Consider the following 25830-nt stretch of genomic DNA (forward strand, 5'->3'; position numbering starts at 1 on the left):
GGCTCGGTGGTGGCGCGTGGGAGGCCGTAGGGGTCGTAGGCGTGGTGAGTCGGAGTAGGCGTCGCGATGGTGGAGACGGAGCCGTCGGGGGTGGTGGTGACGGGTGTGAGGGTTCGGCCGGTCTGGTGGGCCAGGAGGCTGGCGCCGTAGAGGTAGCGGGTGGGCGCTGCTTTGGCGGTTGAGGTGCTGAGGATCTGGGGGGAGAGCGGGTCCCAGAGGTATTTCGCTGTCTGGGATCCGGTGGTGGAGGACGCTCGGCGTCCGTCGCCCGTGTGGGTGTACGTCGTCGTGGTGTTGCCGGTGGTGGACGTGATGGGTTTGCCGGCCGCGGACCAGGTGTAGGCGGTCGTCCCGTCCGAGGTGAGATTGCCGTCAGCGTCGTAGCTGTGAACCCGGAGTTTCGGTCGACTTGCCGGGAACGCCGGCGTTGTCGTCAGTGAGCCGACCAACTCACTGGCTGGCCCGTACATCGACCAGGTCGTGGCCTGCGGGCGTTGTTCCCAGATGCGGTTGCCGATGCCGTCGTAGTCGTACCGGATGTAGTCCTTGGCATCCGACTCGCACTGGTCGACGCCATAGCAGACCGCGGTGAGCCGGTTGAGACCGTCGTAGCTGTACGACGACTTCCCGGCAACCGAATCATCAGTGCGGACCATGTTGTCGGCGCTGTCGTAGGTCGAGGTGGCGGTGCGGAGCGGTCGACCGCTCCGCTGCACTGCCAGTGAGGTGGTGCGGCCGCGGACGTCCACGGTGCGTGTCTCGACCAGACCGCCGGGGCGGGTGCTGGTGATGGTCCCCCGGCGAAGGTCGTACCGGTAGGAAGCCAGAGCCTTGCCGTCCACCGACGCTGAACTCAGTCGATCGCCGACATCCCAGGTGTAGGTCTCGGTGTGACCGGCCGCGGATCGTGCAGCGAGATTGCCTGCTGCGTCCCAGCGATATGTGACTGGGCCACCCGGGCCGCTCACCGAGCTCAGTTGATCGAAGGCGTCGTACCCGAACCGAGTCGTCCCCAGCGCGTCGGTCATCGATGTACGGCGGCCGGCCGCGTCCCAGGTAAAGCCGACTGCTGGGGTCTTGTCCGAGTAGACGACCTTGGTCACGGCACCGCGCGGATCGAGTGTGAAGGTCGCTGTCTTGCCCGAGGGCAAGGTCGTTCGGGTCAAACGGCCGGCTTTGTCGTAGGCGAAACGCCACGTGCGACCGCCGTACGACGTACTGGTCGTGCGGCCCGCGCCGTCGTACTCAAAGGTCTGAGAACGCCCGCTGGCATCAACTCTCTTAACCAGGCGCCCGGACAGGTCGAACTCCGACGTCGCCTCACGTAACGACGGTCTGGTGACGCCGACGAGCTCACCGGCCTCGTTGTAGCGCAGGTTGGTCGTACCGCCACGACTGTCGACCAGCGCTGAGAGCCGACCTTGCCCGTCGTACGTCTGCCGCGAGGTGACATCGAGTGGACCGTGCTGCTCCACCGGTTGATCGTCCGAGTTGTAGCTGACGGTGCTGACAGCACCGCGAGGTGACGTGACCTTGATCGGCCTGCCCCACCCGTCGACCTCGTACTTCGTAACAAGCGCAGCCGGGTCAGCGACGGACACCAGATCACCATCAGCGGAGTAGCCGTAGCGAGTGATGCGGCCGAGGGTGTCGCGCGACGCTGTCACGAGCCCGCGTGAGTCGTAACTGACGGAGGAGCCGCGACCGGCGTACGCGGCGCTGATGAGATTCCCGCGCTGGTCATAGCTGTACGTCGTTTTCCGGCCCAGCGGATCGGTCGTCGTCAGGAGATCGCCGGTGCCGTTGTAGGTCCGCCGAGTGACATTGCCGCCTGCGTCCTTCGATGCGAGCACTCGCCCAGCCGCGTCGTAGGTGTGGCGAGCCCCATGACCGAGGCCGTCGAAGACCCGGAGCAGATTGCCGTCAGCGTCGTAGTGGAACGACACCGACGCACCCGTCGGGTCGATCTGGCGCACGAGCCAGCGCCGCTCGTACTGGTTGATCCACTTCCCGCCCGTCGGGTCCGTCATCGTGGACGTCCCCCGGATGCCGGCCTCCTCCCACGACCAGGTCGACTTCCCGCCCTTGGCATCGGTCTGCGCCACCACTCGCCCACCGGCGTCGTACTCCGTCAGGAATGCCGGTTTGGCGGCGTCACCGACGGTCTCCGATTTCAGGCGGCCGTCGGCGTACTCGTACCGCGTCGAAACTCCGCCGGGCGAGGTCACCCGGGCCAATCGGCCATCGGCGTACTCGTAGCGGACTGTGCGCGGCTCGACTCCCGGCCCGGAGAGCCGGACAGCGCCGATCAGTCCGAGCTCGTTGTAGTCGTACGAGAGTGACCGTCGTCCATTGGTCACTGTGGCGAGGCGCCCCGCCACCCGCTCGATCACTACGCCTTGACCGCTGCGATCCTGGATCGATCGCAGGTCACCCGCAGCCGAGAACCGCATCCGCAACTGATCGACGCTTGTCAGGATGAACTCGGATCCGGCGCGGGCGAGCCTGAACCGCGCAGCCCCCTTCTCGATGACGAACGCTGTCCCCTGCCGACGGAAGCCGATCTCGCGCCCGTCCGACGCGAGGTAGCGCGCTCCCCCGGCATCTACGGCAAGGCGATCGGAATACGACGGACGCCAGCCCGGGCCGAGCGGACCCGGCGACTGATCGCCGGAGTTGTACGTCCGGGCCACTGTGAGCGGAACACCCACGCCTGCCACGGCTGCATCTGTCTCGGCGGCGACCAGAGCCCCAGTGAGCGAGTTCACCGGGTCGGACTGCAATGCGAATGGGCCGAACAGTCCGCGCGCCTGTTTGTCGGGCAGAACGAAGCCGGGTGCTCCGGCATAGATCATCACGTTGCCGCTCGCTGCGGCCTTGCCGTTCGTCAGGGATGCGGTCAGCAGTCCTGGCGAGTCGATCACCTCGCAGCCGAGAGGAAGGTTGACTGTGAAGCTCAGCGACTGCGTCCGGGCAGGTGGTGGCGCCGGCATGTTCTCGCAGGGCCAGACACTGACCTTCCACGACCGTGCATCGGTGACCGGGAACGAACAGATGTTGGAGGCGGCGGGAAACGTTCGCGCCTGGAAGGTGAAGGTCTGTCCGGTCCCGGCATGGGCGAAGCCGCCGTCGTGGGCGATCTGCGGGCCCTTGCTGAGGACCTCGCCGTCGACGCTCACCTGGACGTCGACATGCACGCACGACCCCGAGTCGCGTGGCGGGCCAGGGGCGCCGGCGGCCGGGCCGATGGGCACCAGCAGCAGGACACCGGACAGGAGGAGTGCGATCGCTTGCTGGGCTGTGCTCACGTTCGCCTCCGTTCGGTGGTTGGCCTGTTACGGAGAGTTTATTGGGAATCGGGGGATTCGGGACGGATGGTTACAGGTTGTGGATAACGGGAAGTGACCCTGGCGTGTGGGTGAGCGTGGGGTCGCCTACGATCTGCGGAAACGCGGTGAGGAATGATGGTCCGCCTGCTGGCGGGTCTGCCACCAAGAGTGTGAGGGTGTGGCCATGAACATCGGTACTCGGAAGATCGTCGTCGACGAGGCGATCGCCCAGCTTCGGATCTATGCCGAGAGCAACGGCGCCGTACTGCGGTACTACGACGGCCTGCCGGGGATGACGACTGTCGGTGGCAGCGACCCGAGCCGGGTGACGCTGGAGGACCTGGCGCGGACGATGGTGATCGGCTCCGACCTGCGGGCGCTGGACATTCCGTGGCTGCTCGAGGTGGATGCCGACAAGGAGTTCGCGGCGGTGCCGGTCGATGCGCGGCTGGAGGACGCTGCGCCGGGGAGTGCGCTGTTCGAGGCTGCGATGGCGCTCGACGAGAAGTTCTCCGGGCACCGGGGCTTCGGGCAGGCCAAGAAGTCGAAGCTGCTGCACCTGAAGCGGCCGTTTCTCTTCCCTGTCAGCGACAGCTTCATCCGGATGACCTACACGAACGCCTCCGCCGGTGCGGAGCTTCTGGGCGCAGTGCACGCCGATCTGGTGAATCCGGCGAACGTGCGCGACTTCAAGCTGCTGCAGGTCCGCCTGAACGCCGAGCCGCCCACGTCAGCGGCCCGGCTGCTCGGTGACGCTCCCACGCTGCGTCTGCTCGACATCCTCGCTTCGCTGTTGGGCGAAGCGAAGTAGTCCGCTACATCACGCCCAGCCGGGCCAGCGGCTCGACCAGCTCGCGTTCTTCGTAGGACAGGTGCGACAGCAGCGTGTCGTCCAGCAGGTCGACCGCTGCGCGCAGCCCGTCGATGTCACCGGAGCCGTCCACCAGTGCGACCAGAGCCTTGTCCACGCCCTCCAGTACGTCGTGGATGATCAGGTGCTCCTCCTGCAGCCGGTCCACGACTGGGACCAGCGCTGGGTCGGCCCGACGTAGCTGCGGGAACATCGACGCGTCCTCGAGCGAGTGGTGCGTAGTGACGAGCCGGCAGTAGGACTCGCAGTACGTGCCGAGCGTCCAGTTGTTCTGCCGCATGGTCATCGTGTTGATGTGTGAACGCGCCTGGCCGATGCCGAGTGAGCCAGCCGCCACCTGCTCAACCAGATCATGAATCTGCTCGAGCTCCGCGCGCAGATGATCGTGTACGTCGATCAGGTGCTGCCCCGACGACAGCTGGTACGGCGTATACGCCCGCTCGGGATCAAGCGCCGGCCCGGTGGGGCGCTCCGACTCGTCGAGCACCTGTACGGCGCTTCGCCGTACAGCAGGTGGCGGAGTCGGTACGACGGCGAACCCGCCGGACTGCGGAACGACCTCCGCTGAAGCTGGAACCACAGCCCCGGACCGAGCAGCCTCCACAGCCTCTCGGACACCGACCGCCACCTCAGCGAACCGGCGAATGTCAGTCGGGTCGTCAGAAGCCAGGATGTAGGTGCTCATCCCCTCGCCGAGGGTCAGCTCGGTGAGCTGGTCGATCCACAGCTCCTCCGGCCCTTCCAGGAACCCACCGCCGCCCGAGAACCGCCCCGACACGTTGTACAGCCGCCGCACCGATGCGGGATCACGACCTGCGTCGACAGCCGCCTCGTCGATCAGCTTGTTCATCGCAGTGAGCTGGTCGGGACCGGCGTACCCACTGCTGGGCAGCCAGCCATCCGCAAGGCGACCAGTGACGGCCAGCATGCGCGGCCTGTAGGCACCGAGCCAGATCTGTACGTCGTGCGCCGGCTGCGGACCGCGCTTGGCGCCGGAAACGGTGTAGTGCTTGCCGGGAAGCCTGATGCCGCCACCTGTCGGCGTCCAGACCTCCCGGATGATCGCGATGGCCTCTTCGAGCGCACTGATGCTCTGACCGGCCGTGAGGTGTGGACCGGCGTTGGCCGCAACAGCCTCCAGGAATCCGCCCGCTCCGAGTCCGAGCTCGACCCGTCCGCCGGTGATCTGGTCGAGGGTGGCCACACTGCGTGCCAGCACGACCGGATGCCGCATGGGCAGGTTGGCGACGTTCGTCGCGACTTTGACGCGCTGGGTCTGCGCTGCGACGACGGACAGCAGTGTCCAGGCGTCCATGAGGCGTGGCTGGTACGGGTGGTCCTGGAAGGTCACCAGGTCCAGCCCGACCTGCTCGGTCAGTTGTGCCAGCGCGATCACGCGCGCCGGGTCGTCGATCGCCGGGGTCAGGAAAGTCCCGAAGACCAGATCGTGGCCGTAGTCCATGGCTCAAAAGTACTCAGCACAGCTAATAATCTCAACTACAGAACATCCTGGAGCAGATCGAACGCCTCCTGGGGTGTCAGCAGGCCGCCCTGCGCGTACGCCAGCTCGTAGGCGTCCGGGCCGAGCGCACCGCGAACAGCCTCGACTGCGCGCGCCAGATCGTCCACCTCGGTCGCAGCGCTCAGATGCTGCTCGCGAGCCCGCGTCGCGGCTGCTGCGCCGAGGAGCTGGGCCGCGAGGCTCTTGTCCGGCACGCAGGCGGCCATGCCCTCCAGCGCCCAGCACAGGCCGCGGACGGCGTCGTACCCGGCCGCCACCTCGAACGCCTCGGCGTGGTGCTTCAGCGCGGCAGCCAGGTCGCCCTTGAGCTCGAGCACGAAGCCGAGTTCGTCCAGCACCAGGGACAGGTAGAGCACCGCCTCGGTCTGCGACCGCGCAGCGTCCAGCAGCAACCGCAGCCGACGCTCGGCATCGTCCAGATCGCCAGTACGTCGGGCAGCGAAGGCCAGCACGATCTCCGCCAGCGCCTGCAGTGCCCGCTGTCCCTGTTCAACCGCCAGTCGGAGCGCACGGTCGCCATGTGCTCGTGCGGCCGAGTACTCGCCCTGCCTGACGGCAGTCCAGCCCAGCATCCCCAACGCGCCGGCCACCTCAGGCCAAAGCTCCAGCTCCTCAGCGATCTGCGCGGACTCACTGTGCAGCCGCGCAGCCTCATCAAAATCGCCAGCCAGCTCAGCGGCCGCACCAAGCCAACTCGTTGCCTGCAGCATGCCCCAGCGGTCGCCTAGCGACTGGAACAGCCGGAGGCCCTTCGCTGCATCCGCACGCAATGCGTCCACGTCGGAGCGGACGTGCGCGTGCTTCGCGCGCTCCACCAGCACTGCAGCGACACCCCAGGTGTCTCCGTCAGCCTCGAAGGTCTTCAGGGACCGCTCCAAGAGCACCTGGCCGGTCTGGAGCTCACCCACATCACTACTCGTGAACGCGATCCACCACTGCCCGCGTGCGTCTGCCGTCGGCAGCCATCGCTCGCGCTCAGCAGCGGCTCCGCTATCCGCCTGCAGGTACAGGAAGCCCGTGCGCCAGGCACCTGCGCGCTCCGAATCGGGCAGGGCGTTCAAGGACCGCACCGCCTCTGCCAGCCGCCCGCGCAGGAACCAGTACCACGCCATTGCATCGACTAGCCGCTCAGCCAGGCCGGACTGGCCAGTGGCAATCGCCCGATCGAACGCCGTCCGCAGATTGGACGCGTCCTCGTCCAGAACACGCAGCCAGCGGTTCTGGCCGTCACCGGACAGCTGGGCCGACTCGACGAGCTGCACGTAGTACTCCAGGTGCCGCTGCCGCACAGCCTCCAACTCGCCGGCAGCAACGAGCTTGTCCGTGCAGTACGCCGCAACCGACTCCAGCAACCGGTACCGCGGGCCGTCCGCGCCGTGCACCGGGACAACCAGCGACCTGTCGACCAGCCGAACCAGCACCTCCAGCACGTCGTCGTCACACACGGCTGACGCAGCCTCCGCCGTACAGCCATCCGCATGTACGGCGAGCCGTCGCAGCACGACCTGCTCCTCGGGACTGAGCAGCTCCCAGCTCCAGTCGATCATCGCGAGCAGAGTCTGCTGCCGTGGCGCAGCACCGCGGTGCCCGGTCGCCAGCAGCCGGAAGCGGTCATCCAGACGAGCAACCAGCCCACGAACGCCCAGTGCACGCACTCGGGTCGCAGCGAGCTCCAGTGCGAACGGAATGCCGTCCAGTCGCCGACACAGCACTGCGACGTCCGCAGCGTTGTCAGCGGTCAGTGCGAAGTCACGAGCCGCGGCAGACGCACGAGCAACGAACAGCTGTACGGCGCTGCAGTCCGCCACTGCACCTGGATCAGATGCGGCGGCGGGCACGTCCAGTGGCGGTACCGCCCACACCACCTCACCGGCCAGGTTGAGTGGCTCCCGGCTCGTGGCCAGCACTCTGAGCCCCGGTGCGGCCGCTAGCAGGTCGTCCGCCAGGTCGGCGACCTCAGCAATCACCTGCTCGCAGTTGTCGAGCACCAGCAGCCGTGAGCCCAGGACTGCTGCCAGGCGCTCGACAGTCGCCGCAGCTGAGCCCGCGCTGTCCCGCAGATCCAGGGCCACGTGCAATGCGTCGGTCAGCGAGTCCCGCACCGAGATCGCGTCCGGCGTCACTGCAGCCAGTTCGACGAGGACCACGCCGTCCGCGAACCGGTCAGCCACTGCGGCTGCGGTCGCCAACGCCAGCCGCGTCTTCCCGACTCCACCCGGTCCGGTCAGCGTGACGAGCCGGGAGGTACTCAGACTGCTGCTGATCGCATCCAGCGCGTCTGAGCGGCCGATCAGCTCCGACAACTGGGCCGGCAGATTACTGCGAGCCTGTGGCAGCGCCTGGGCCAGAATCGACTGCTGCAGCGCCACCAGTGGCGGACTCGGATCCAGGCCGAGTTCATCAAGCAGAAGCTGCCGCAACTCCTCGAAACTGTCCAGCGCCTCGCTCTGCCGACCAGCGCGGTACAGAGCACGCATGTGCGCCGCCCGCAGGCCCTCGCGCAGGGGATGCTCAGCGACCAGCGCTGTCAGCTCACTGACCGGCACGTCCGCCCGCTCCAGCACGGCCAACCGTTGTTCGGTCAACCGAGCCACTGCGGTCTCGACGAAGGCCTCGTCCGCAAAGTCCGCGTACGCCGGTCCGCGCCACAGCGCGAGCGCCTCGCTCAGCGCCCCAGCCTCCACCTGGTCCGCAAACGTCAGTGCGTCGTACGACAACTTGTCGACCGCAATGGAGTAGCCAGCCGGCCCCGACTGGACCAGCGCGCGGCTACCCGGCTCCGCGTCCTCGAAGGCTCGGCGCAGCTGCGAGACCTTCGCGGACAGCGTCCCGGCGGGGTTGCCAGGCAGCTGTGAGCTCCACAGGTCGTCGATCAGACGGTCCGCGGGGACCGGGCGGCCCTCATGCGCGAGCAGGTCGGCCAGGAGCGCACGAACCTTGAGGCCTTGGATGACAACGGGCTCCCCCGCGTCAGTCCAGGCCGTCACCGGTCCCAGCACCCCAAAACGCATGGCCGCACCCTATCTTTCCGGTGGCCACTGCTCCGACCGGAAAGAAACCGTAAACGCCTTCCGGCAGAGTTTGGGTCAACAGGAAGGAGGCAGGAAATGCGACTGGCAGTCATCATCGGCAGCACTCGCCACGGGCGCTTCGGACCGACCGTCGCACACTGGCTGGCGGAGCAGGCAGCGAAGCAGTTCACGGTCGACCTGATCGACCTCGCAGTCGCCGACCTGCCGGCCACACTGCTGGATACTGACGACCCGACGCCCGCGGAGGTCGCCGTACTGGCGCCGAGGCTCGCAACGGCAGACGCGTTCGCAGTGGTCACTCCGGAGCTCAACAGCGGCTATCCGGCTCCTCTGAAGACCGCACTGGATTGGTACTACGAGGAGTGGCACGCCAAGCCGGTTGCGATCGTCAGCTACGGCCGGGAGAGCGGGGGCCTGCTGGCCACCGCCCAACTGCGGCAGGTGTTCACCGAACTGCAGGCCGTTACCATCCGCAACACAGTCACGCTCCCCTGCTACTGGGAGCAGTTCACCGCCGACGGGGACTGGCCGCGTCCGTCCGCGGGTTACGAAGCCCAGGCCAAGCTCATGCTCGACCAGCTCGTCTGGTGGGCCCAAGCACTCCGGGACGCCCGCATCAAGCGTCCCTACCAACCGTAGAGAGAGGCACCATCATGCGTAAGCTCATCGAGTCCACCTTCGTCACCCTGAACGGCGTCATCAGCGACCCGCAGGACTACTCCGGCCCCTACTGGGACGAGGAGCACTTCGGCTACTCCGGCGCGCTGATGGCCGAGACGGACGCACTGCTGCTCGGCCGGCGCACCTACGAGGGATTCGCCGAGGCCTGGTCATCGCGCAGCGGTGAGATGGCGGACACCTTCAACAGCATCCCGAAGTACGTCGCCAGCCGCACACTCACCGAAACGACCTGGAACGCCACCCTGCTGCAGGGCGACACCGTCGAGGCGATCCGCGAGCTCAAGCAGCAGGACGGCGGGAACCTGCTCAAGTTCGGCACGGGCTCGCTGTCCAAGACGCTGCTGGACAACAAGCTGGTCGACGAGTACCACTTCTGGGTCTTCCCGGTGCTGGCCGACGGCGAGACCATGTTCGCCGGGCAGGGCCTGGACATCCACCACCTGGAGCTCCTGGGCACCACGACCTTCAAGTCCGGGATCGTCGTTCACAAACTCGCCCCGAAAGCCTGACAACACCTGCGCGGCCCGGTACGTCGTACCGGGCCGCAGTGCTGTGTCTGGACAGTCGATGACTGGCTTCGCTACGGGGCGCAGCTGATGCCGAAGGGCTTCGTCGTCATCTCGTCGTAGGACGGGGAGCCGTCGGGGGCGACCCGCCACTTGTACCAGCCGGCAGCGCGGAACTGCATGATTCCGCCGTGACCGGCGCAGTCGTCCCAACCGCTGGCCGCGACGTCGAAGTGGGTCTCGTAGCCCTCTTCGTAGGTGCCGGCCAACTTCTGCCACTTGTTGAGGGTCCGGTTGAACACCTGGAGTTCCACCCACCGGACGTCGACGCCGAAGTCGGTGCCGCCGTCAACGTCCCTGGCGGTCGCGACGGCCCTGGCCCGGTTGCCCTCCACCTCCAGTTTGATACAGGTTGTGACCTCCGAACCGTGGCACCAGCCGGGGTCGGCCGCGGCGGTCTGGGTTCCGGCAGTGACCGCCGCCGCGCCGGTCAGCAGTGCGACCGTGGCGAGACGAGTGATTCGCTTCATGACAGGACGTCCTCCGTCGAAGTAGGCAGATCGTTGCGGGCCACATGCTGCGCGAGTCGTCTTCGGAAAACCTTCGGCCGCTCTCAAGGTTTTCCGAAGATCGCGCCGCCAGGATGAGCGCGCAACCTCGACCTATGGAGACCAGAGATGAGATCCCGCCTCAGTCTGCTCAGCGTGCCGGCGATCGCCGCTGTCCTGCTGGCCGGTACACCGACCACATCCGCCGTACCAGCCCCATCCTCTGTCACGACCTCATCCGCGGTACCGGCCGCTGCGCCGATCGAGGTGGATCCGGCGCAGACCCGCCGGTTCTTCACCGACTGGGGGTTCGACCTCAAGCAACTCTGCCCGTTCGATGCCGCCGGCTGCACCCGGGTCGCCGAGCGGTTCGACGGTCAGCCGGAAAGCTGGCGCGGCGCGGAGGAACAGGCCGCCCGGGAGATCACCGGGTCCGGCCAGGTGACCGTACTCAGGGTGCCGCTCCGCCCGGACAAGATGGGGTTCGCCCCGGAAGCGGGCGGCACGAAGTACTACGCCCCGGTGATCGGCTCGATCCGGAACCTTCGGGCCGCCGCGCCCGATCCGGCGGCGATCAAGGTGTTCGCCAGCTTCGTCACGGTCACGGACTGCCCGGACAACGGCCCGAGCTGCCCCGACTTCCCGGACTGGATGAAGGAGGACGGCTACCCCGTACCGGAGCGGTACGGGAGCTACGTGGTCCAGTACCTCAACCACTTCCAGGCGGCCGGGACCCCGATCGACATCCTCGGCATCATGAACGAGCCCGGCAACAACGAATCCCCGGACAAGCCGCCGGCCAGCCACACGTGGTTCTTCCGGGTGGTCAGGTACGTCCAGGACAACTACCCGGCGGCCCGGATGCCGAAGTTCATCGGCAACGACGCCAGTCACCCGGACAACGGGTTCCTCGGTGGACTGAGCGCCGACGACTGGTCCCGGTTGTCGATCGCCAGCACCCACCACCAGGCCGCATACCGTACCGCCGACCGGCTCGTCGAGCTCCGTGAGTTCGCTGGTCAAGCACACGACCACGGCAAACCGGTCTGGGACACGGAGTTCCACTACGACGCCGGCGACCCGGAGCGGCCTGAGTTCCAGCGAGCCGCGCGCGGGCTGTACACGGGGTTCGACCACTTCGACCAGGGCTTCACCGGCATCACCTGGTGGGCCTACCGGCCCCCGTGCGGACCTGGTATCCGGCCGGCCACCGGTACGGACCACGGTCCCGGTACGTCCGCGATCTGCCAGCTCGGGTCGAAGCCGCAGATCCGGTCCGCCCTGATCCGGTCCACCGCGCACAGCCGGCCACTGCTCGGCATCGTGGACGGCGACGGCTCCGCCGCGACCCCGGGGACGGTCACGACGCGGGCGTTCCGCCGAGGTCCGGATCTGTTTCTCTGGGTGATCAACGACACCGCGACCTCGTACCCCGGCCGGCCGATCTCGATCCGCGGCCACCGCGTACCTGTCGCACCGCAGATCGACCGCTGGACCACGGGAGCCGACCCGGAGCAACTGGTTCACACCTCCGCCGCCGGCACCACGCAACCGGACGGTACGGCCCAAGTCCCGCTGCCGGCCCGCTCGATCAGCCTGGTGCGCTTCCCTGACCTCCTGACTTCCTCCGCTGAAAGGTGACCACGATGACGCTCCGACGGATCGCAACCTGGGCCGCCGCCCTCGCGCTGCCCCTCACCCTGTTCGTCGGCCAGCCAACCGCTGCCGAGGCTGCGGGGTTGTGTGGCGAGAACTACCACTCGGTGGGCCGCGGTCCCGTCCAGCTCACCGGCTCCGGCGGCCAGTCGCACGGCTGGACGGACGTCCAGTACAACCCTGGCCAGCGGAGGTGGTGTTTCCTGGTCAAGGCCAGGGAGTCGATCTCGTTCGTCTGGATCCAGGGCAAGTACCGGGCTTCCACCGAATGGGACGTCAAGAGTGGCCGGAGCCGCAGCTGGAAAGCCGTCTACCTGAACTCGAACGGCGGCAAGTGCGTCGACGCCTGGGCCAGGATCGTCCAGATCGAGGGCGAAACAGTAGCGCGCCTCGCCGGCCGCTGTCGCGCCTGAGACCGGAACGGCCTCCTAGGGAACGATGTTCTGGTTGAGGTGGAAGAGATTGCCCGGGTCGTACTTGCGCTTCACCTCAACCAGGCGGTCGTAGTTTCCCTTGTAGTTGTCGCGGATCCGCCCCTGGTCGTCGCCGGCCATGAAGTTGATGTAGCCGCCGGCTTCGGAATGCTGCGCGATGTCGTCGTAGTAGGACCGGACCCAGTCGGTACCGGCCGCGTTCTGAGCCGGATCCGGCCACATCCCCGCGATCACCGTGGCGAACTTGGCATCGCGATACGCGAACGCCGTGGCATCCGCGGTGACCCGGTGACACGCACCATTGATCGGATAGATGTGCACGGTCGAGTTCACTGCAGGCAATCCCGGCGCGTGCCGCAGGTGCGCCTGGATCGCTTCGTCGGTGAGCTCAGTGACGAAGTTGGCCTTCCAGTAGTGCTGCAGTCCCGCCGGGACCAGCCCGTCGAACGCACTGTTCAACGCCGGGTACGGCATCGGCCCGACATGCTCAGCAACCACCGGCGCGAACTCCCGGAACGCCGAGATCGCGCTCTCTCCGGCGTCAGGATCTCCCGCCCAGCAGGCCACGATCAGCGTGAACGGGTCTCCGTGCCGGTTCTCGGGAATGAACGGCAGCGGCGGCGCGAGCTGGAATGCCGGGAATCCGCCAAGCTCTTCCGGCGCATCCTCGATCAGATCCCGGAACCCGGCCAGTACGGCGGCCGCGTCCGACATCTCGAACAGCATCGGCCCGCCGTACACGGTGGAGACCGGAGCCAGCCGGAACTCCAGCGCGGTGACCACACCGAAGTTGCCGCCACCGCCGCGCAGAGCCCAGAAGAGATCTTCGTTCTCTTTCTCGCTCGCGATCAGGAACTGCCCGTCCGCGGTGACCACGTCAGCTGAGATCAGGTTGTCGCAGGACAGGCCGAGACCGCGGGCCAGATACCCGATGCCGCCGCCGAGCGTGAGCCCGCCGACGCCCGTGGTCGAGATGATCCCGCCGGTCGTCGCCAGCCCGAATGCGTGCGTGGCCGCGTTGAAATCACCCCAGGTCGCTCCGCCACCGGCTCGTGCGGTCCGGCTGATCGGGTTCACCCGCACGTACCGCATGCCGCTGAGGTCGATCACCACACCGCCGTCAACCGTGCCGAAGCCCGGCACGCTGTGCGACCCGCCGCGTACCGCCAGCTCCAGCTCGTTTGTCCGGGCGTAGTCGACCGCGGCCATCACGTCTCCAGCGTTCTCACAACGCACGACGACCTGCGGCCGCTTGTCGTGCATCGCGTTGTAGACGCGGCGTGCGTCGTCGTACCCGTCATCGCCGACCGTGAAGATCTGCCCGCGAACGCGCTCTCTCATGTTCTCGATGGTGCTCATGCCTGCTCCCCGCCCGGTCGCTGATCACGACATGACGCGGTGCGCGTCGACGACGCGACACCGCAGGGACCGGTCGTTGCCGGGTGCAACGCGAACCCTGAGCATCTCCACCCCAGCAGCGCGGCCGGCCTTCCCCCAGACCTCGCCCACTCCTCTCGACCCTCCTCCCACTCACCCCGTTCGTCAATGCCACGAGCCCGCGCCGTTCCGGACGCCACGGCGGCCGAAGAGCGGCTTCCCGCGTCTTTCGACCCACTTTCGACGCGGGACGGCAGACTGTGGCGCATGGAGCGGCGGACAGCGTTGACGACACTCGGTGCGCTCGTGATGGCGACGGCCGTCGGATGCAGCAGCAAAGACACTGCAAGCCCTCCAACCACCCCGGGCAGCACCGGGAATTCGCCGTCCGCCGGGCCATCGACCCCGCCCACCAGTACGACGCCGAGTCCTACGCCACCGCCGTCGAGAACCCCAGAGAGCGCTCACCCGGTGTCTCTCCCGGCACTGATGGCGAAGAAGTACGACGGCCGTGACCTCCGCCTCGGCCGTGTCCTGGCCCGGAACGCGGCCTACACCCGGTACCACGTGACGTATGCCAGCGGTTCTCTCACGATCTCCGGGATCCTCAATGTCCCGAGCACGCCGGGCCCGCATCCAGCGCTCGTTCTGAACCACGGCTACATCGACCCGGCCGTCTACACCAACGGCCGCGGCCTCGCCCGTGAGCAGGACTACCTGGCCCGCCGCGGGTACGTCGTACTGCACACGGACTACCGCAATCACGCGCAATCGTCCGATGATCCGCGTTCCGAGCTCAACCTGCGACTCGGCTACACCGAGGACGTGATCAACGCCGTTCTCGCGCTGCAGACCTCGCAGTACGTCGATCCCGACCGGATCGGAATGCTCGGCCGGTCGATGGGTGGCGGGATCACGTACAACACCCTGGTCACCAAGCCCGGCCTGGTGAAGGCTGCGGTCGTGTTCGCCTCGGTCAGCACCAACACCGTTGAGAACTTCAACCGCTGGACGCGCCCGGAGAGTGCTGTCGCCGCCACGATCCTGCGCGCGTACGGCGAACCCGCGCAGAACCCGGCGTTCTGGAGAAACGTTTCTCCGGCGACGTTCTTCGACCGGATCACCGAACCGGTACTGATCCATCACGGCGAATCGGATTCGACCTGCCCGATCGCCTGGTCCCGGAGAGCGCTCTCTGAGCTCACCGCAGCCGGGAAGAAGGCCACACTGCACACGTATCCCGGCGAGGAACACGCGTTCGGCCCAGCCTGGCCAACCTCGATGAGCCGAACCGTTGCGTTTCTCAAGCAACAGGGGCTTTGACCGCACTCACGGCGTACATGGTCAGCGACAGGTGGAACGCACCGCGGTCGGCTGCGTCGGTGATGCCCTGCACGAACGCTTCGGCCTCTGCCGCCGTGATCGCACCACTCTGCAGCGCACGAACGTGCACCATCGACACGAATCCCTGGCGCGCTCCCGACTGCGGCTCGAGCCAGGTCGCTGCGTTCTCGCCGCTGATCGTAAGGCCCGCGTTCACGAGCTGCCCGCGGAGCTGACGTCCCGAGAACGGGTTCGCCGCGTGAGACAGGAAGCTGGAGATCATTCTCTGCAGAACATCAGGATCTGCCGGGTGCACGATCGCGGTCTGCCAGTCGGTGTCGATGAGAACGATCCGGCCGCCGGGACGCAGAACCCGAGCCATCTCCTGAACCGATCCCGCCGGATCCTCCACGTGCTGGAGAACGCGTTCACAGCGCACGACATCGACCGACTCGTCGTCGAAAGGCAGCTTGTCCGACAGCCCGTCCACGAACTCCGCCTTGCAGTCCGGCCAACGCCGTACCGCTTCCTGCCGAAGCCCCGCGCTCGGCTCGACACCGAAGGCCCGCAACCCTAGTTCCGCGAACGCGACCACGTCCTCGCCCGTCCCCGAGCCGACGTCGACCGCGGTCTCCCCGGCCACCGGCGCGAGCTGTTCGAGCGCCCAGGCCTTCAACGTCTGTACGGCCGGCCGAACCGCCATCTGGTCGAGCACGAACGCCATGCCCGCGGTGTCCGCCTGGGCTGCGTCGGCGATCTTGAAACTGCCGATCTGAATCTTCGCCCCAAGCTCGCCCAGCGCCTGTATCTCGGTCATCTCTGCCCCCTCAAAATGACAAGGCCCCTTCAGCAGCTCGAGACTAGCGCCGGACGAGCCGGTCCATGGGTACGTCGTCCCTTTAGGGCAACGGATCCCAGCCGTGGTCACGCAGTCGCAGGATCGCCCACCCCACCGCGGCGAAGCCGGCTGCTTGTAGCCCCCAACCGACCAGATCCAGCGTGTGACTGACCACGACAACCGCCGCAATGATGTGGATCGGCTGCGAGATCGCGGTTGCGATCGCCGCCCAGCGCGGCACCATCCGAGAACGCCACAGCGCGACCCCGAGCAGGATCGTGCCCAGCACATGGCCGACCACGAACACGACCGCAGCGAGACTGACCGAGCCGTGCGGCACCTCGGCGGCTTTGGTGATCGACGCTGCGTCCAACCCGGCCTGCCCGGCCGACCAGATGAAGGCGTCACCCGAAGCCATCCACGGCAGCACCAGATACCCCGGTACGACGAGGATCAGGGAGATCGCGGTCAGCCAGGGCACCCGGGTGCGGATCAACCGGCTGACGAAGTAGGCGCCGGGTACCAAGGTGAGCGTTGCAATGAAGCCCAACCAAAGCATCAGCGAGGTACCGCCGGGATCGGCCATCAGCTTGCTGGTGATCGTGGCCGGATCATCGACCGTGTCGTACGGCAGGAAGTACCGCAGCAGCGCGACCGCGGCCGGACCGATCGGCAGGATGAGCGCCGCGAACCACCGAGACGCCGTACGGATGTCCGCCCGCGGCGCTGTTGCGACCGTCTGGCTCATCACACACGAACCGGGGTGCGTGCGGGCATCAGGACCGCAATGACTCCGAAGATCGTCGCAGCGACTCCGACGCCGGCCGCTGCAACTCCGGCTGCCGGTACGTCGGCCACGAAGAACGCCGGGACCGCGAGCAGAGCCGATGCCAGCCGCAACGCGATCAGCGGCGCCAGCACCCAGCGCTTTCCTTGCCAGCCCAAGGCGATCAGTACGAGGCTGATCAGGCCGGCCACGGCGGCACCGATCGCGACCGCCATCGGCGGATGCTCCCCGTCACTCAGCAACGGGGTGGACAGGTCCGCCACCGATACCAGGCCGAGGATCACGAGGCCCGCTTTGTAGATTCCAGACATTTCCGAACTCCTTCCAGTTCGCCTGGAACCACCGTCGCGACTTCCGCCGGAGAGCACCTGAGAGCACGGTCCCCCGTTCTCGGGCAGTTCCCCGGCCTCTCCGGGATCGTGATCCCGAGACGCCGGGACATTCTCTGGAGCACACTGCCGGTATGACAGATCGCGTGAGTCCCGAGAGAGCGCGTTCTCGGCGCGGTCTGGCCGGCGCTCTGGGTGCGTTGGTCGTTCTTGAGGTCGCGCTCGGCCTGGTGTTCTCGGCGGTGGCCGGCTGGGGCTGGCAGGAGATGCTCGACGGGTTCGTCGTGACGAACGGCCTGATGGGAGTCACGTTCGGTCTGTGCGGCGCGGTGATCGCGTGGCACCGCCCGAGCAATCCGATCGGCTGGCTGTTCATTGCCGACGGCATCGGTCACGCGACCACGACTCTCGGCGGCCCACTGATGCCGGTGCTGGCCGACGCCGGCGCCCCGCTGTCCACCCAGCAGTTGGTCGCCACCATCACGCTCCTGGCCTGGCCGTGGTCGATCGGGCTGTTCCTGCCGCTCGCGCTGCTGCTGTTCCCGAATGGAAGAGCGCTCTCTCCGCGCTGGCGCTGGGCCGCGCTCGGCATCATCGTCACCGCACCGCTGTTCGTGATCGAGATGGGCGCCAGCGGCGAACCAATCTCCGACGGTCTCCCGACCGGGTTTCTGGTGATCCCCTCGTACGCCGAGCTGCAGCCGCTGTGGACCGCCACCGAGATCCGCAACCTGATCGCGCTCCTGCTGGCGATCAGCTGCCTGGTGATCCGTTTCCGCCGCGCCGACGAGATCGGCCGCCGCCAGCTCCTCTGGTTGCTTTTAGCCTCGGTGATTGCACTGCTCTTCATCACACCCTGGGGCCTGATCGCCGGTACGCCGATCTTGGTACTGCTCGCGATCCCGCTGATCCCGATCTCCGTCGCGGTCGCGATCGTCCGGCATCAACTGCTCGACATCCGGCTGGTCGTGTCCCGTGCACTGACCTGGGGACTACTGACGCTCCTGGCCATCGGTTCTTATGCAGGTCTCGCGGCGATCCTCGGTTCGCTGATCCCGTCGCGCGGCGGCCGTTCAGCGGCGATCACCGTTCTCGTGGCGCTGATCATCGCCCCGATCTTGCCGCGTCTCCAGCAACTCGTAGATCGCGCTCTCTACGGAGATCGCCGTGATCCCGCCCGGATCGCGTCCCGCGTCGGTGAACAGCTGTCTGCCGGACTCCCGGGCGTCGTCGCCGCGATCCGTTCCGGCCTCCGGTTCCCGTACACCGCGCTCACGGTCGATGGCACAGTCATCGCCGCCGACGGCACCGAGCCGCAGATCGCCGTACCGCTGGATCTCGAGTACGGCGGTACGTCGGTCGCCCAGCTGATGATCGGGCTTCGCTCCGGCGAGAACGCGCTCTCGGCCGCGGATCGTGATGTGCTCGCACTGCTCGCGATACCGCTGGCCGTCGCCGTCCATGCGACCCGGCTGTCGAGCGAACTGCAGTCGTCCCGCGAGAAGCTGGTCGCAACGCGCGAGGAAGAGCGACGCAGGATCCGTCGCGATCTGCATGACGGCCTCGGCCCCACGTTGACCGGAGTAGCGTTCACCGCCGACGCTGCCGCGAACCTCATCGACACCGATACCAGTAAGGCGCGTGATCTGATCACGACCTTGCGGACCGATACGCGCACGGCGATCGCCGACGTCCGGCGTCTTGTCGACGACCTCCGTCCACCGGCGTTGGACGACCTGGGGCTGGTCGGCGCGCTGCAGCAGAGAGCGGATCAGCTCGCGTTCCGGGCCGATGGCGCGTCGATTCAGGTCGAGGTCGCGGCGGAAGGGTTGCCCGCACTGCCCGCGGCTCTGGAAGTCGCGGCGTACCGGATTGCCACCGAAGCACTCACCAACGTGGTCCGGCACTCCAGCGCGACCTCCGCCGTACTAGCGTTGCGTTGTGGCGACGATCTGGAGGTCGAAGTGACCGACGACGGCCCACCGAACGGCGCATGGCGCCCCGGCGTCGGCCTGCACGCGATGCGCGAACGAGCCGCCGAACTAGGTGGCGCCTTCGAAGCCGGCCCAACCCCCACCGGCGGCCGCGTGCATGCCCGTTTCCCCTTGGATGTCTCATGATCCGGGTTGTGTTGGCTGATGACCATCCGGTGGTTCGGGCTGGGTTGGCAGCGTTGCTGACGTCGCTGCCTGGCATCGAGGTGGTCGGGGTTGCGGCGACCGGGCGAGAAGCGGTTCGCGAGGTGATCACGAACCGCCCGGACGTCGCCGTACTCGATCTGCAGATGCCTGATCTCGACGGGTTCGCGGCCACCCGTGAGCTGGCGCGGTCGGCGCCCGAGGTCGCCGTACTGGTGTTGACGATGTTCGAGGACGACGACTCGGTGTTCGCGGCCATGCGAGCCGGGGCGCGCGGCTACCTGGTGAAGGGCGCAGAACAGGACGAGATCGCCCGCGCGATCCGCGCGGTCGCCGCGGGAGAAGCGATCTTCGGACCCGGCGTTGCGCGCCGCGTTCTCGGATTCTTCGCCGCTCCCGCCGCCCCCGCGGCCGAACCGTTCCCGGAACTCACCAGCCGAGAACGCGAGATCTTGCATCTCCTCGCGGCCGGCCTGTCCAACCCTGCGATCGCCGACCGCCTCCACCTAGCCTCGAAGACCGTGGCCAACAACGTCTCCGCGATCTTCACCAAACTCGGCATCGCCGACCGCGCCACCGCGATCATCCAGGCCCGCAACGCAGGCCTCGGCACCGATCCCAGCTGACCCAACGACAGGCATCACGACGGCAGTGGCCCACTTTGCCACGGTCCGACGCCAGGCCCGTACTGGTACCAGTGCCCCAGCGGCCCGGCGGCCGTCGGCGCGAAGTAGTGCAGAACGCCTGTGCTGTCCTGACCGACCGCCCCATCACCGCTGACCGAGGCGTAGGCGGTCCCGACGCGGACGACGGTTGCGTCCCAGGGTCCGCTGCCAGGATGGCGTTGCCAGTTGTGGAAGATGCGGTTGTCGGTGGTGCGGACGAAGCTGACCAGCTTGCCGGAGGCATCCAGTGCACTGACGGGATCGCCGGCCACAGTGACGGTCTCCGCGGCGCCGTCGACAGTCACCGTCAACGGCAGCAGGTCCCAGCGCCAGGGGCCGTTACCCGGAGTGGACTGCCAGCCGTGGACGTAGGCGCCGGCGGCGTTGCGCGCGTGGAAGGTCAGGCGACCGGAGATGTCCTGCGCCATGGCCGGACGTCCCTCCAGCCGAACGACCTCGCCGGTACCGCCCTGCAGAATCCGGTCCCCGATCCACTGGTTGTTGCCCGGAGCACTCTCCCAGCCGTGCCACAGCTCACCGGCCAGGTTGCGGGCCATGTAGGTGAGGTTGCCGGACACGTCCTGCGCAGCAGCTGGGTCACCGCTGATGCGGACCCTGGCGCCGCTGCTGTCCGTGACGTAGACAGCAGTCCACACAGCCGAGCCCGGTGCGGACTGCCGACCGTGGATCAGGTGACCGTCGACCGATCGGACGAAGTACGCCATCCGCCCAGTGGCGTCCACGATCGCAGCAGGACGTCCGGTCAGCTGTTGCTTGGTGCCGTTCGTCGGCGTCAGGTCCAGGAGTACGTGCTGCCCGTTCCGGCTCCACTTGACGACACCACTCGAGGTCAGTGCGAAGAGGTTCATTCGCCCGGCCGGGTCCAGGGCACTTGCGACAGCACCCGCGACTCCTGCGGGAAGGCTGGTCGCCGTCCAACCAGAGCCGTCCTGCTGCAGGTACCGGATAGAGCCGTCGGCTTGAACCGTCTGGACCGTGAGCAGCCGGTCCGCGTCCTGCCTGCTCCACGTTCCAGGGACCGGGAGGTCGGTGCGGCTGCGCTGGAAGTGGACGTTGTCGATGAACACGGTCAACGGCGTACTGCGCTTGGGAGTCCGCAGGTGGATCGAGGTGATCCGCGGAAGGTCACTCGCGAGACCGGTGAGCGGAATGACCACCCGCTGATGCTTGCGCGGAGACAGGTAGAACGGGTTGCCGTTGTCGAGCCGCACCGGGTCGTGGAAGTCGCAGTAGATCACCGCTACGTCGTCGGAGTCGTTGTACGCGTCGAACGCAATCGCGTCGATCTTCGACCAGTCGGTGCGCCCGATGGAGTTGTCCGGCCGGTTCTCCCGCGCGGTGTAGAAGTACACACCCGACCACGCCGGGTCGGCCGCGTTGGCGTTGAAGACCAGCTTGGCCGAGTGCCGCCCGGTCGTGGGGTGCTGGTCGGACCAGGTCGCGCTGGCCTCCTGAGTGACCAGCCGTGCCACATCCGCCGCTGTCTCGAACGAGTTGATCGGGATGTCGTGCGGTACGGCGACCGGCCGGATCTCCACCGTCCGGCTGAACGTGGAGCCGCCTACGGTGATCGCGATGTCCCGCTGGCCCGCCGGGATCTCCAGGACCACCCGGTGCCGCGCACCGGTCGCCGTCGTCTGCACCGGCTGGCTGCTGATCCCGCCGACGGTCACTGGGTTGTTCCGGCCGGTGATGAGCTCGACAACGACACCGTGCGCGGTTGACCGCTCGATCCGGACCACAGCCGGCGCACTGCCGAAGAGCTGGGCCACCTCTGCTCCCACCTGGCGGCGGATCCGGTGGAATAGCGCCGGGTCGTCCCGGTACGGCGCTGGGCCCGTGTGCAGCACGTCGTGGTACGACTGCAGCGGCTTCGCCGGTACGGCGAGGTCCCACCCAGCTGCGAGTTCAGCGGCCCTGCGGTCGTACAGAGCGAGGTACTCCAAGTCCTCGAACCCATCGCGCAGGTTGTCCAGGCGGATGGACGGGACCGGGCCATCCGGACCGGGATACATCAGGTAGCCGTCGCCTGCGTCCCCTCCGGGCAGGGGGAACGGATCGGTCCAGCGGTCGCTCGGCGCGTACCCGCGGTCGTGCTCCCACTTACCGAAGACAGTGGTCGACCAGAACAACCAGCCCTCGATCCCGTGGCTGTACTGGATCCAGGGCAGCATGCGGGCGCTGACGGAACTGTCGGCGAGGAACATGCTGGGCAGCGGGTAGGCGTGCCGCCAGGCCGTGTACCACCAGACTGTGTCGCCGCGGGCCTTCAGCGCGTCGACGATGCCGGGCAGCTCCGGTTTGGGGACGGTGATGACGAAGCACCAGGCTCGGACGAAGTCGAGCAGGTCCTGGTTCGGCGGGTCGGTCAGGGTCAGCACGTGGTCGATGTCGGGCGCTACCGCGGAGACGTCGGCGAAGAACTTCTTGACGTGTGCGAACGCGGTGTCGTTCATCGGCTCGTCGGCCCAGTAGAAGTAGCCGCGGTCCACGATTCCACGCTCACGAAGGCCCTGCAGGACCTGCCTGACCTTCGCGGCATCGAACGTGAAGCCGGTGTTGTAGTCCCCGGTGGCATACAGCGGGATCCGGTAGCGGCCCGCGCTGGGGTCGAGCAGGTACCGGTCGGCGGACCGGAGGAAGTCGGCCGGCTCCGGTTCGAGTCCCGGCCCCGGCCACAGTCCGTTGGGTGCCGTGGCGGCGCGGAACGGCCCCGGCGGATCAGTGGAGATGAGCCGGTATTTTTTCTGCAGCTCGTAGTATTTCCGCATCATCGGCTCGTGCTGTGGGTCGGTATGCGCGAGCCCGTAGTGCCGCGCGACCTGCTGGTACCAGATCGCTGCGGCCGTGGCCGTACTCGCGGTGTCCGGGATCTCGAACGGCCAGACCTCGACCTCCACCGGGATGGACACCGGGCTGGTACCACCGGTCAGGGTGATGCTGCCTGTGTACAAACCGGCCGGTTGGCCCTTCGGGATGTGCACGGTGAACCAGATGCCCTGGTTGCTACCGGAACCCACCGACAGAACGCGCGTCCGAGGGAGCGGCGCCAGCGCATCCGGCCACGGCCCCGGCATGTACTTCGGCTGGCTCTCGGGCCACGTCTTCTCCACCTGCACGTAGTGCTGCTCGAAGACCTCGATCCCCGTCAGCTTGGCGCCGCCCGGACCGGTCAGTTCACCCGCACTGACCGCGAGCAGAGTGGTACCGCTCGTGGTCCGTACGACGAACTGCCCCGATTCGTACTCGTTCCGCGCCGCGGCGAGGCTGATCGTGGCCGGGGAGGAACCAGGGAACGGCCGATCCCGCCGTACCTTGTCGGCCGGCGAGGGCAGCCACACGGTCAACGGCGCGGCTGCGGCACCGGCGGGTGCCGCGGCCAGGGCGTTGGCAGCCCGAGTGTCGAGCAACGGCAAGCCCGCTGCGGCGGTACCAGCCGTAAGCCAACCAAGCATCTGCCGACGGCTGGGCTGAATCTGGGCGGAGTCAGTCATCGCGAAGCCCCTCTGATTATCTATGGACTCCATAGATATAGCTCCAACTCCGCACCTTGCCTAAGCATTCGATCCAGGTGGAACTCCCTCGGAGATCGCCCGGAGATAGCGCTCGCCGAGGGTCTTCAGATGCTCGACCAGACCGGCCGGGCCGTCGACGCGGAAGTCGAGTCCCAGCATCCCGACGTACACCGCGATCATCTCCAGCGAATCCGAGCCCGTGACCAGGACACAGGTCTCGTCATCGACCGCCTCAACGACACCGACGGCCGCGTGAATCCGGCTCAGGACGTCGGCGGCCGGAGCGAACACCGTGATCCGCGCGTGCACCTTCCACCCGGTCGACGCGACGTCACGCAGTACGAAGTCGGTGTAGTCGTCGCCCGGCATCGGCCGCGGTACGTACCGCATACCCGTTGCCATCCGCAACGACATCCAGTCCGCCCGGTACGTCCGCCACTCGTCGCGATCATCACGGGCGACGACGTACCAGAACCGGTTCCAGCTGACCATCCGGTACGGCTGCACGAGAACCGGGAGATCCGACGTACGGGCTGATCCTGCATCCCGAGAGAGCGCTCCCTGGGGAACCTCGTAGTCGAACCGCAGGTAGTGCTGATCACGGATGCACGCCGCGATCGTGCTCAGGAGCGCCGACTCGATCTGCGGAGCCTCGACATTCGTCCCGGTGTCCTCGGGCCCCTTCGTCGTGGCCTGATGAACCGCGTTCACCTGACGCCGCAGCCGATGCGGCAGGACCTGCTCGAGCTTGGTGAGAGCGCGCACGCTGCTCTCGGCCATCCCGGCGAGCCCCGCACCGGTCCGCAACCCGACGGCGACCGCAACCGCCTCTTCGTCATCCAGCAGCAACGGCGGCAGCTTGGCGCCGACCCCGAGCTTGTAGTGACCGGCGGGCCCGCGCGTCGCATCGACCGGATACCCGAGCTCGCGCAGCCGGTCGATGTCGTTCCGGATCGTCCGCGTCGTCACCTCCAGCCGCTCGGCCAGCTCGGCCCCCGTCCAGGCGGGCCGGGTCTGGAGCAGCGCCAGCAAGGAGAGCAACCGCGACGACGTCTCCAACATTGCCAAACTCCCTGGTTGATTAGGAACCTAATGTTCCTATACCGATCCTAATCTAAAGCCATGAGCACAAACGAGAGCATCCGGACCTTCACCGTCGACATCGCCCAGAGCGACCTGGACGACCTGCACACCCGCCTCGAGCGGACGCGGCTGCCCGAGCCGGCGCCGGGCGACGACTGGGACTACGGCACCCCGAACTACTACCTGCGCGAGACCGTCGACCACTGGCGCAACGGCTTCGACTGGCGTGCGCAGGAAGCGCGGATGAACGAGTTCCCGCACTACCTGACCGAGATCGACGACCAGACCGTGCACTTCATCCACGTCCCGTCGAAGGTCGAGGGCGCGACGCCCCTGCTGCTGGTGCACACCTACCCGGGTTCCTTCGTCGACTTCCTCGACATGATCGGCCCGCTGACGGACCCGGCGGCGTACGGCGGTTCGGACGAGGACGCGTTCTCCGTCGTCGTGCCCTCGATCCCCGGCTTCGGCTTCAGCACGCCGCTGGTCGACCGCGGCTGGACGATGGCCCGGGTCGCGAAGACGTTCGACACCTTGATGCGTCGACTCGGGTACGACTCGTACGGCTCACACGGCTCCGACGGCGGTGCCATGGTTTCGCGGGAGCTCGGCGTACTCAATCCTGAAGGCTTCCTCGGTCTGCACGTGCTGCAACTGTTCTCGTTCCCGTCGGGCGACCCGGCCGAGTTCGAGAAGTTCACGCCGGAGGACTACGCGGCCCTCGAGCACCTGCAGTGGTTCCAGTCGGTCGGCGGCTACAACGCCATCAACTCCACCCGCCCGCAGACCGTTGCCGTCGGCATCTCCGACTCCCCCGTCGGCCAGCTCGCCTGGAACGAACTCTTCAACAACTTCGGCAACGGCACCAGCCTGGTCACCCGCGACCAGATCCTGACCGAGGTCTCCCTCTACTGGTTCACCAACACCTCAGCCGCCGCCGGCCGCTACCACTACGAAGAGGCCAAAGCCGCTGCCGAACCCCAGCTCAACCACGCCCGCACCGGCGTCGCCGTCTTCGCCGACGACTTCAAAACCATCCGCCCGCTCGCCGACCGCGACAACCCCAACATCGTGCACTGGTCGAACTTCGCCGAAGGCGGCCACTTCGCCTCCCTCGAGCGCCCCGAGGACGTCGTCGCCGACCTCCGGACGTTCTTCCGCAACCTGTAGAGACA

General features: G+C 67.4%; 20 protein-coding genes. 10 read left to right on the forward strand and 10 right to left on the reverse strand.

Features of this window, described 5'->3' with window-relative positions; translation table 11 throughout:
- A partial coding sequence (locus E1261_RS16700; RefSeq protein ID WP_132407663.1) for a DUF6531 domain-containing protein occupies nucleotides 1-3308 on the reverse strand: 3308 nt, incomplete at its 3' end.
- A 205-nt stretch (nucleotides 3309-3513) separates the two neighbouring features.
- Between E1261_RS16700 and E1261_RS16705 the strand changes: the two genes are divergently transcribed.
- Nucleotides 3514-4140: a DUF6308 family protein gene (locus E1261_RS16705; protein ID WP_132407665.1), complete on the forward strand. Its 627-nt coding sequence runs from the start codon at nucleotides 3514-3516 to the stop codon at nucleotides 4138-4140.
- A gap of 4 nt (nucleotides 4141-4144) precedes the next feature.
- On the opposite strand, the gene E1261_RS16710 is transcribed toward E1261_RS16705, so the two are convergent.
- Nucleotides 4145-5662 (reverse strand): LLM class flavin-dependent oxidoreductase, encoded by a 1518-nt coding sequence (locus tag E1261_RS16710; RefSeq protein WP_132407667.1) that lies wholly within the window; start codon nucleotides 5660-5662, stop codon nucleotides 4145-4147.
- Nucleotides 5663-5697: 35 nt separating this feature from the next.
- Nucleotides 5698-8733, reverse strand: a complete 3036-nt coding sequence (locus tag E1261_RS16715) for an ATP-binding protein (protein ID WP_132407669.1) — start codon at nucleotides 8731-8733, stop codon at nucleotides 5698-5700.
- A gap of 96 nt (nucleotides 8734-8829) precedes the next feature.
- On the opposite strand from E1261_RS16715, the gene E1261_RS16720 reads away from it, so the two are divergent.
- Both E1261_RS16720 and E1261_RS16725 read left to right on the forward strand, forming a co-directional pair.
- Nucleotides 8830-9393 carry an NADPH-dependent FMN reductase gene (locus tag E1261_RS16720; RefSeq protein ID WP_132407671.1) on the forward strand — a complete coding sequence of 188 codons (564 nt, stop codon included), beginning with the start codon at nucleotides 8830-8832 and terminating at the stop codon, nucleotides 9391-9393.
- A gap of 14 nt (nucleotides 9394-9407) precedes the next feature.
- Nucleotides 9408-9944: a dihydrofolate reductase family protein gene (locus tag E1261_RS16725; protein ID WP_132407673.1), complete on the forward strand. Its 537-nt coding sequence runs from the start codon at nucleotides 9408-9410 to the stop codon at nucleotides 9942-9944.
- A gap of 71 nt (nucleotides 9945-10015) precedes the next feature.
- Here the strand turns inward: E1261_RS16725 and E1261_RS16730 are convergent, their stop codons facing one another.
- Nucleotides 10016-10471, reverse strand: coding sequence for a hypothetical protein (locus E1261_RS16730; RefSeq protein WP_132407675.1), 456 nt, complete (start codon nucleotides 10469-10471; stop codon nucleotides 10016-10018).
- A 147-nt stretch (nucleotides 10472-10618) separates the two neighbouring features.
- On the opposite strand from E1261_RS16730, the gene E1261_RS16735 reads away from it, so the two are divergent.
- Both E1261_RS16735 and E1261_RS16740 read left to right on the forward strand, forming a co-directional pair.
- Nucleotides 10619-12130 carry a glycoside hydrolase gene (locus tag E1261_RS16735; RefSeq protein WP_132407677.1) on the forward strand — a complete coding sequence of 504 codons (1512 nt, stop codon included), beginning with the start codon at nucleotides 10619-10621 and terminating at the stop codon, nucleotides 12128-12130.
- A gap of 5 nt (nucleotides 12131-12135) precedes the next feature.
- A complete protein-coding gene (locus tag E1261_RS16740; RefSeq protein WP_132407679.1) occupies nucleotides 12136-12558 on the forward strand; it encodes a hypothetical protein in 423 nt (140 codons plus the stop codon).
- A 15-nt stretch (nucleotides 12559-12573) separates the two neighbouring features.
- On the opposite strand, the gene E1261_RS16745 is transcribed toward E1261_RS16740, so the two are convergent.
- On the reverse strand, nucleotides 12574-13938 hold the full coding sequence (locus E1261_RS16745) for an FAD-binding oxidoreductase (RefSeq protein ID WP_132407680.1): 1365 nt from the start codon (nucleotides 13936-13938) through the stop codon (nucleotides 12574-12576).
- A gap of 344 nt (nucleotides 13939-14282) precedes the next feature.
- Between E1261_RS16745 and E1261_RS16750 the strand changes: the two genes are divergently transcribed.
- Together E1261_RS16750 and E1261_RS16755 are read left to right on the forward strand one after the other, a co-directional pair.
- Nucleotides 14283-14471 (forward strand): hypothetical protein, encoded by a 189-nt coding sequence (locus E1261_RS16750; RefSeq protein WP_132407682.1) that lies wholly within the window; start codon nucleotides 14283-14285, stop codon nucleotides 14469-14471.
- Nucleotides 14428-15279, forward strand: coding sequence for an alpha/beta hydrolase family protein (locus E1261_RS16755; protein ID WP_238176258.1), 852 nt, complete (start codon nucleotides 14428-14430; stop codon nucleotides 15277-15279). Before E1261_RS16750 ends, E1261_RS16755 begins: the two co-directional genes overlap by 44 nt.
- On the opposite strand, the gene E1261_RS16760 is transcribed toward E1261_RS16755, so the two are convergent.
- The 3 genes from E1261_RS16760 to E1261_RS16765 form a co-directional block, all read right to left on the reverse strand.
- Complete coding sequence (locus E1261_RS16760) at nucleotides 15260-16096, reverse strand: methyltransferase domain-containing protein (protein ID WP_165952533.1); 837 nt, start codon at nucleotides 16094-16096, stop codon at nucleotides 15260-15262. The two genes, E1261_RS16755 and E1261_RS16760, sit on opposite strands and share 20 nt — an antisense overlap.
- 82 nt (nucleotides 16097-16178) lie before the next feature.
- Nucleotides 16179-16865 carry a hypothetical protein gene (locus E1261_RS45320; protein ID WP_165952534.1) on the reverse strand — a complete coding sequence of 229 codons (687 nt, stop codon included), beginning with the start codon at nucleotides 16863-16865 and terminating at the stop codon, nucleotides 16179-16181.
- Complete coding sequence (locus tag E1261_RS16765) at nucleotides 16865-17215, reverse strand: hypothetical protein (RefSeq protein ID WP_132407686.1); 351 nt, start codon at nucleotides 17213-17215, stop codon at nucleotides 16865-16867. The genes E1261_RS45320 and E1261_RS16765 overlap by 1 nt, the downstream gene beginning before the upstream one ends.
- 152 nt (nucleotides 17216-17367) lie before the next feature.
- Here E1261_RS16765 and E1261_RS16770 point away from each other — a divergent pair, with 152 nt between their 5' ends.
- Entirely contained in the window at nucleotides 17368-19353 is a 1986-nt protein-coding gene (locus E1261_RS16770; RefSeq protein WP_132407688.1) for a sensor histidine kinase, read from the forward strand.
- Nucleotides 19350-19997, forward strand: a complete 648-nt coding sequence (locus E1261_RS16775) for a response regulator transcription factor (protein ID WP_202874764.1) — start codon at nucleotides 19350-19352, stop codon at nucleotides 19995-19997. The genes E1261_RS16770 and E1261_RS16775 overlap by 4 nt, the downstream gene beginning before the upstream one ends.
- A 14-nt stretch (nucleotides 19998-20011) precedes the next feature.
- Here E1261_RS16775 and E1261_RS16780 read toward each other — a convergent pair whose 3' ends face one another.
- Together E1261_RS16780 and E1261_RS16785 are read right to left on the reverse strand one after the other, a co-directional pair.
- The gene (locus E1261_RS16780; protein WP_165952535.1) at nucleotides 20012-23551 is read right to left on the reverse strand and encodes a DUF8189 domain-containing protein; all 3540 of its coding nucleotides are present in this window, start codon (nucleotides 23549-23551) and stop codon (nucleotides 20012-20014) included.
- Nucleotides 23552-23611: 60 nt separating this feature from the next.
- Nucleotides 23612-24634, reverse strand: a complete 1023-nt coding sequence (locus E1261_RS16785; RefSeq protein WP_132407692.1) for a helix-turn-helix transcriptional regulator — start codon at nucleotides 24632-24634, stop codon at nucleotides 23612-23614.
- Nucleotides 24635-24694: 60 nt separating this feature from the next.
- Between E1261_RS16785 and E1261_RS16790 the strand changes: the two genes are divergently transcribed.
- The gene (locus E1261_RS16790) at nucleotides 24695-25825 is read left to right on the forward strand and encodes an epoxide hydrolase family protein (RefSeq protein WP_132407694.1); all 1131 of its coding nucleotides are present in this window, start codon (nucleotides 24695-24697) and stop codon (nucleotides 25823-25825) included.
- Nucleotides 25826-25830: the final 5 nt, after the last annotated feature.

The sequence above is a fragment of the Kribbella albertanoniae genome (genome assembly GCF_004348455.1).
In the GTDB taxonomy this organism is placed as follows: Bacteria; Actinomycetota; Actinomycetes; order Propionibacteriales; family Kribbellaceae; genus Kribbella; species Kribbella albertanoniae.

What these genes read in the sequence shown, in the direction of transcription:
- E1261_RS16705 (WP_132407665.1), top strand. Translation starts at nt 3,514, where the DNA reads ATGAACATCGGTACTCGGAAGATCGTCGTCGACGAGGCGATCGCCCAG.
- E1261_RS16710 (WP_132407667.1), bottom strand. Translation starts at nt 5,662, where the DNA reads ATGGACTACGGCCACGATCTGGTCTTCGGGACTTTCCTGACCCCGGCG.
- E1261_RS16715 (WP_132407669.1), bottom strand. Translation starts at nt 8,733, where the DNA reads ATGCGTTTTGGGGTGCTGGGACCGGTGACGGCCTGGACTGACGCGGGG.
- E1261_RS16720 (WP_132407671.1), top strand. Translation starts at nt 8,830, where the DNA reads ATGCGACTGGCAGTCATCATCGGCAGCACTCGCCACGGGCGCTTCGGA.
- E1261_RS16725 (WP_132407673.1), top strand. Translation starts at nt 9,408, where the DNA reads ATGCGTAAGCTCATCGAGTCCACCTTCGTCACCCTGAACGGCGTCATC.
- E1261_RS16730 (WP_132407675.1), bottom strand. Translation starts at nt 10,471, where the DNA reads ATGAAGCGAATCACTCGTCTCGCCACGGTCGCACTGCTGACCGGCGCG.
- E1261_RS16735 (WP_132407677.1), top strand. Translation starts at nt 10,619, where the DNA reads ATGAGATCCCGCCTCAGTCTGCTCAGCGTGCCGGCGATCGCCGCTGTC.
- E1261_RS16740 (WP_132407679.1), top strand. Translation starts at nt 12,136, where the DNA reads ATGACGCTCCGACGGATCGCAACCTGGGCCGCCGCCCTCGCGCTGCCC.
- E1261_RS16745 (WP_132407680.1), bottom strand. Translation starts at nt 13,938, where the DNA reads ATGAGCACCATCGAGAACATGAGAGAGCGCGTTCGCGGGCAGATCTTC.
- E1261_RS16750 (WP_132407682.1), top strand. Translation starts at nt 14,283, where the DNA reads ATGCAGCAGCAAAGACACTGCAAGCCCTCCAACCACCCCGGGCAGCAC.
- E1261_RS16760 (WP_165952533.1), bottom strand. Translation starts at nt 16,096, where the DNA reads ATGACCGAGATACAGGCGCTGGGCGAGCTTGGGGCGAAGATTCAGATC.
- E1261_RS45320 (WP_165952534.1), bottom strand. Translation starts at nt 16,865, where the DNA reads ATGAGCCAGACGGTCGCAACAGCGCCGCGGGCGGACATCCGTACGGCG.
- E1261_RS16765 (WP_132407686.1), bottom strand. Translation starts at nt 17,215, where the DNA reads ATGTCTGGAATCTACAAAGCGGGCCTCGTGATCCTCGGCCTGGTATCG.
- E1261_RS16770 (WP_132407688.1), top strand. Translation starts at nt 17,368, where the DNA reads ATGACAGATCGCGTGAGTCCCGAGAGAGCGCGTTCTCGGCGCGGTCTG.
- E1261_RS16775 (WP_202874764.1), top strand. Translation starts at nt 19,350, where the DNA reads ATGATCCGGGTTGTGTTGGCTGATGACCATCCGGTGGTTCGGGCTGGG.
- E1261_RS16780 (WP_165952535.1), bottom strand. Translation starts at nt 23,551, where the DNA reads ATGACTGACTCCGCCCAGATTCAGCCCAGCCGTCGGCAGATGCTTGGT.
- E1261_RS16785 (WP_132407692.1), bottom strand. Translation starts at nt 24,634, where the DNA reads ATGTTGGAGACGTCGTCGCGGTTGCTCTCCTTGCTGGCGCTGCTCCAG.
- E1261_RS16790 (WP_132407694.1), top strand. Translation starts at nt 24,695, where the DNA reads ATGAGCACAAACGAGAGCATCCGGACCTTCACCGTCGACATCGCCCAG.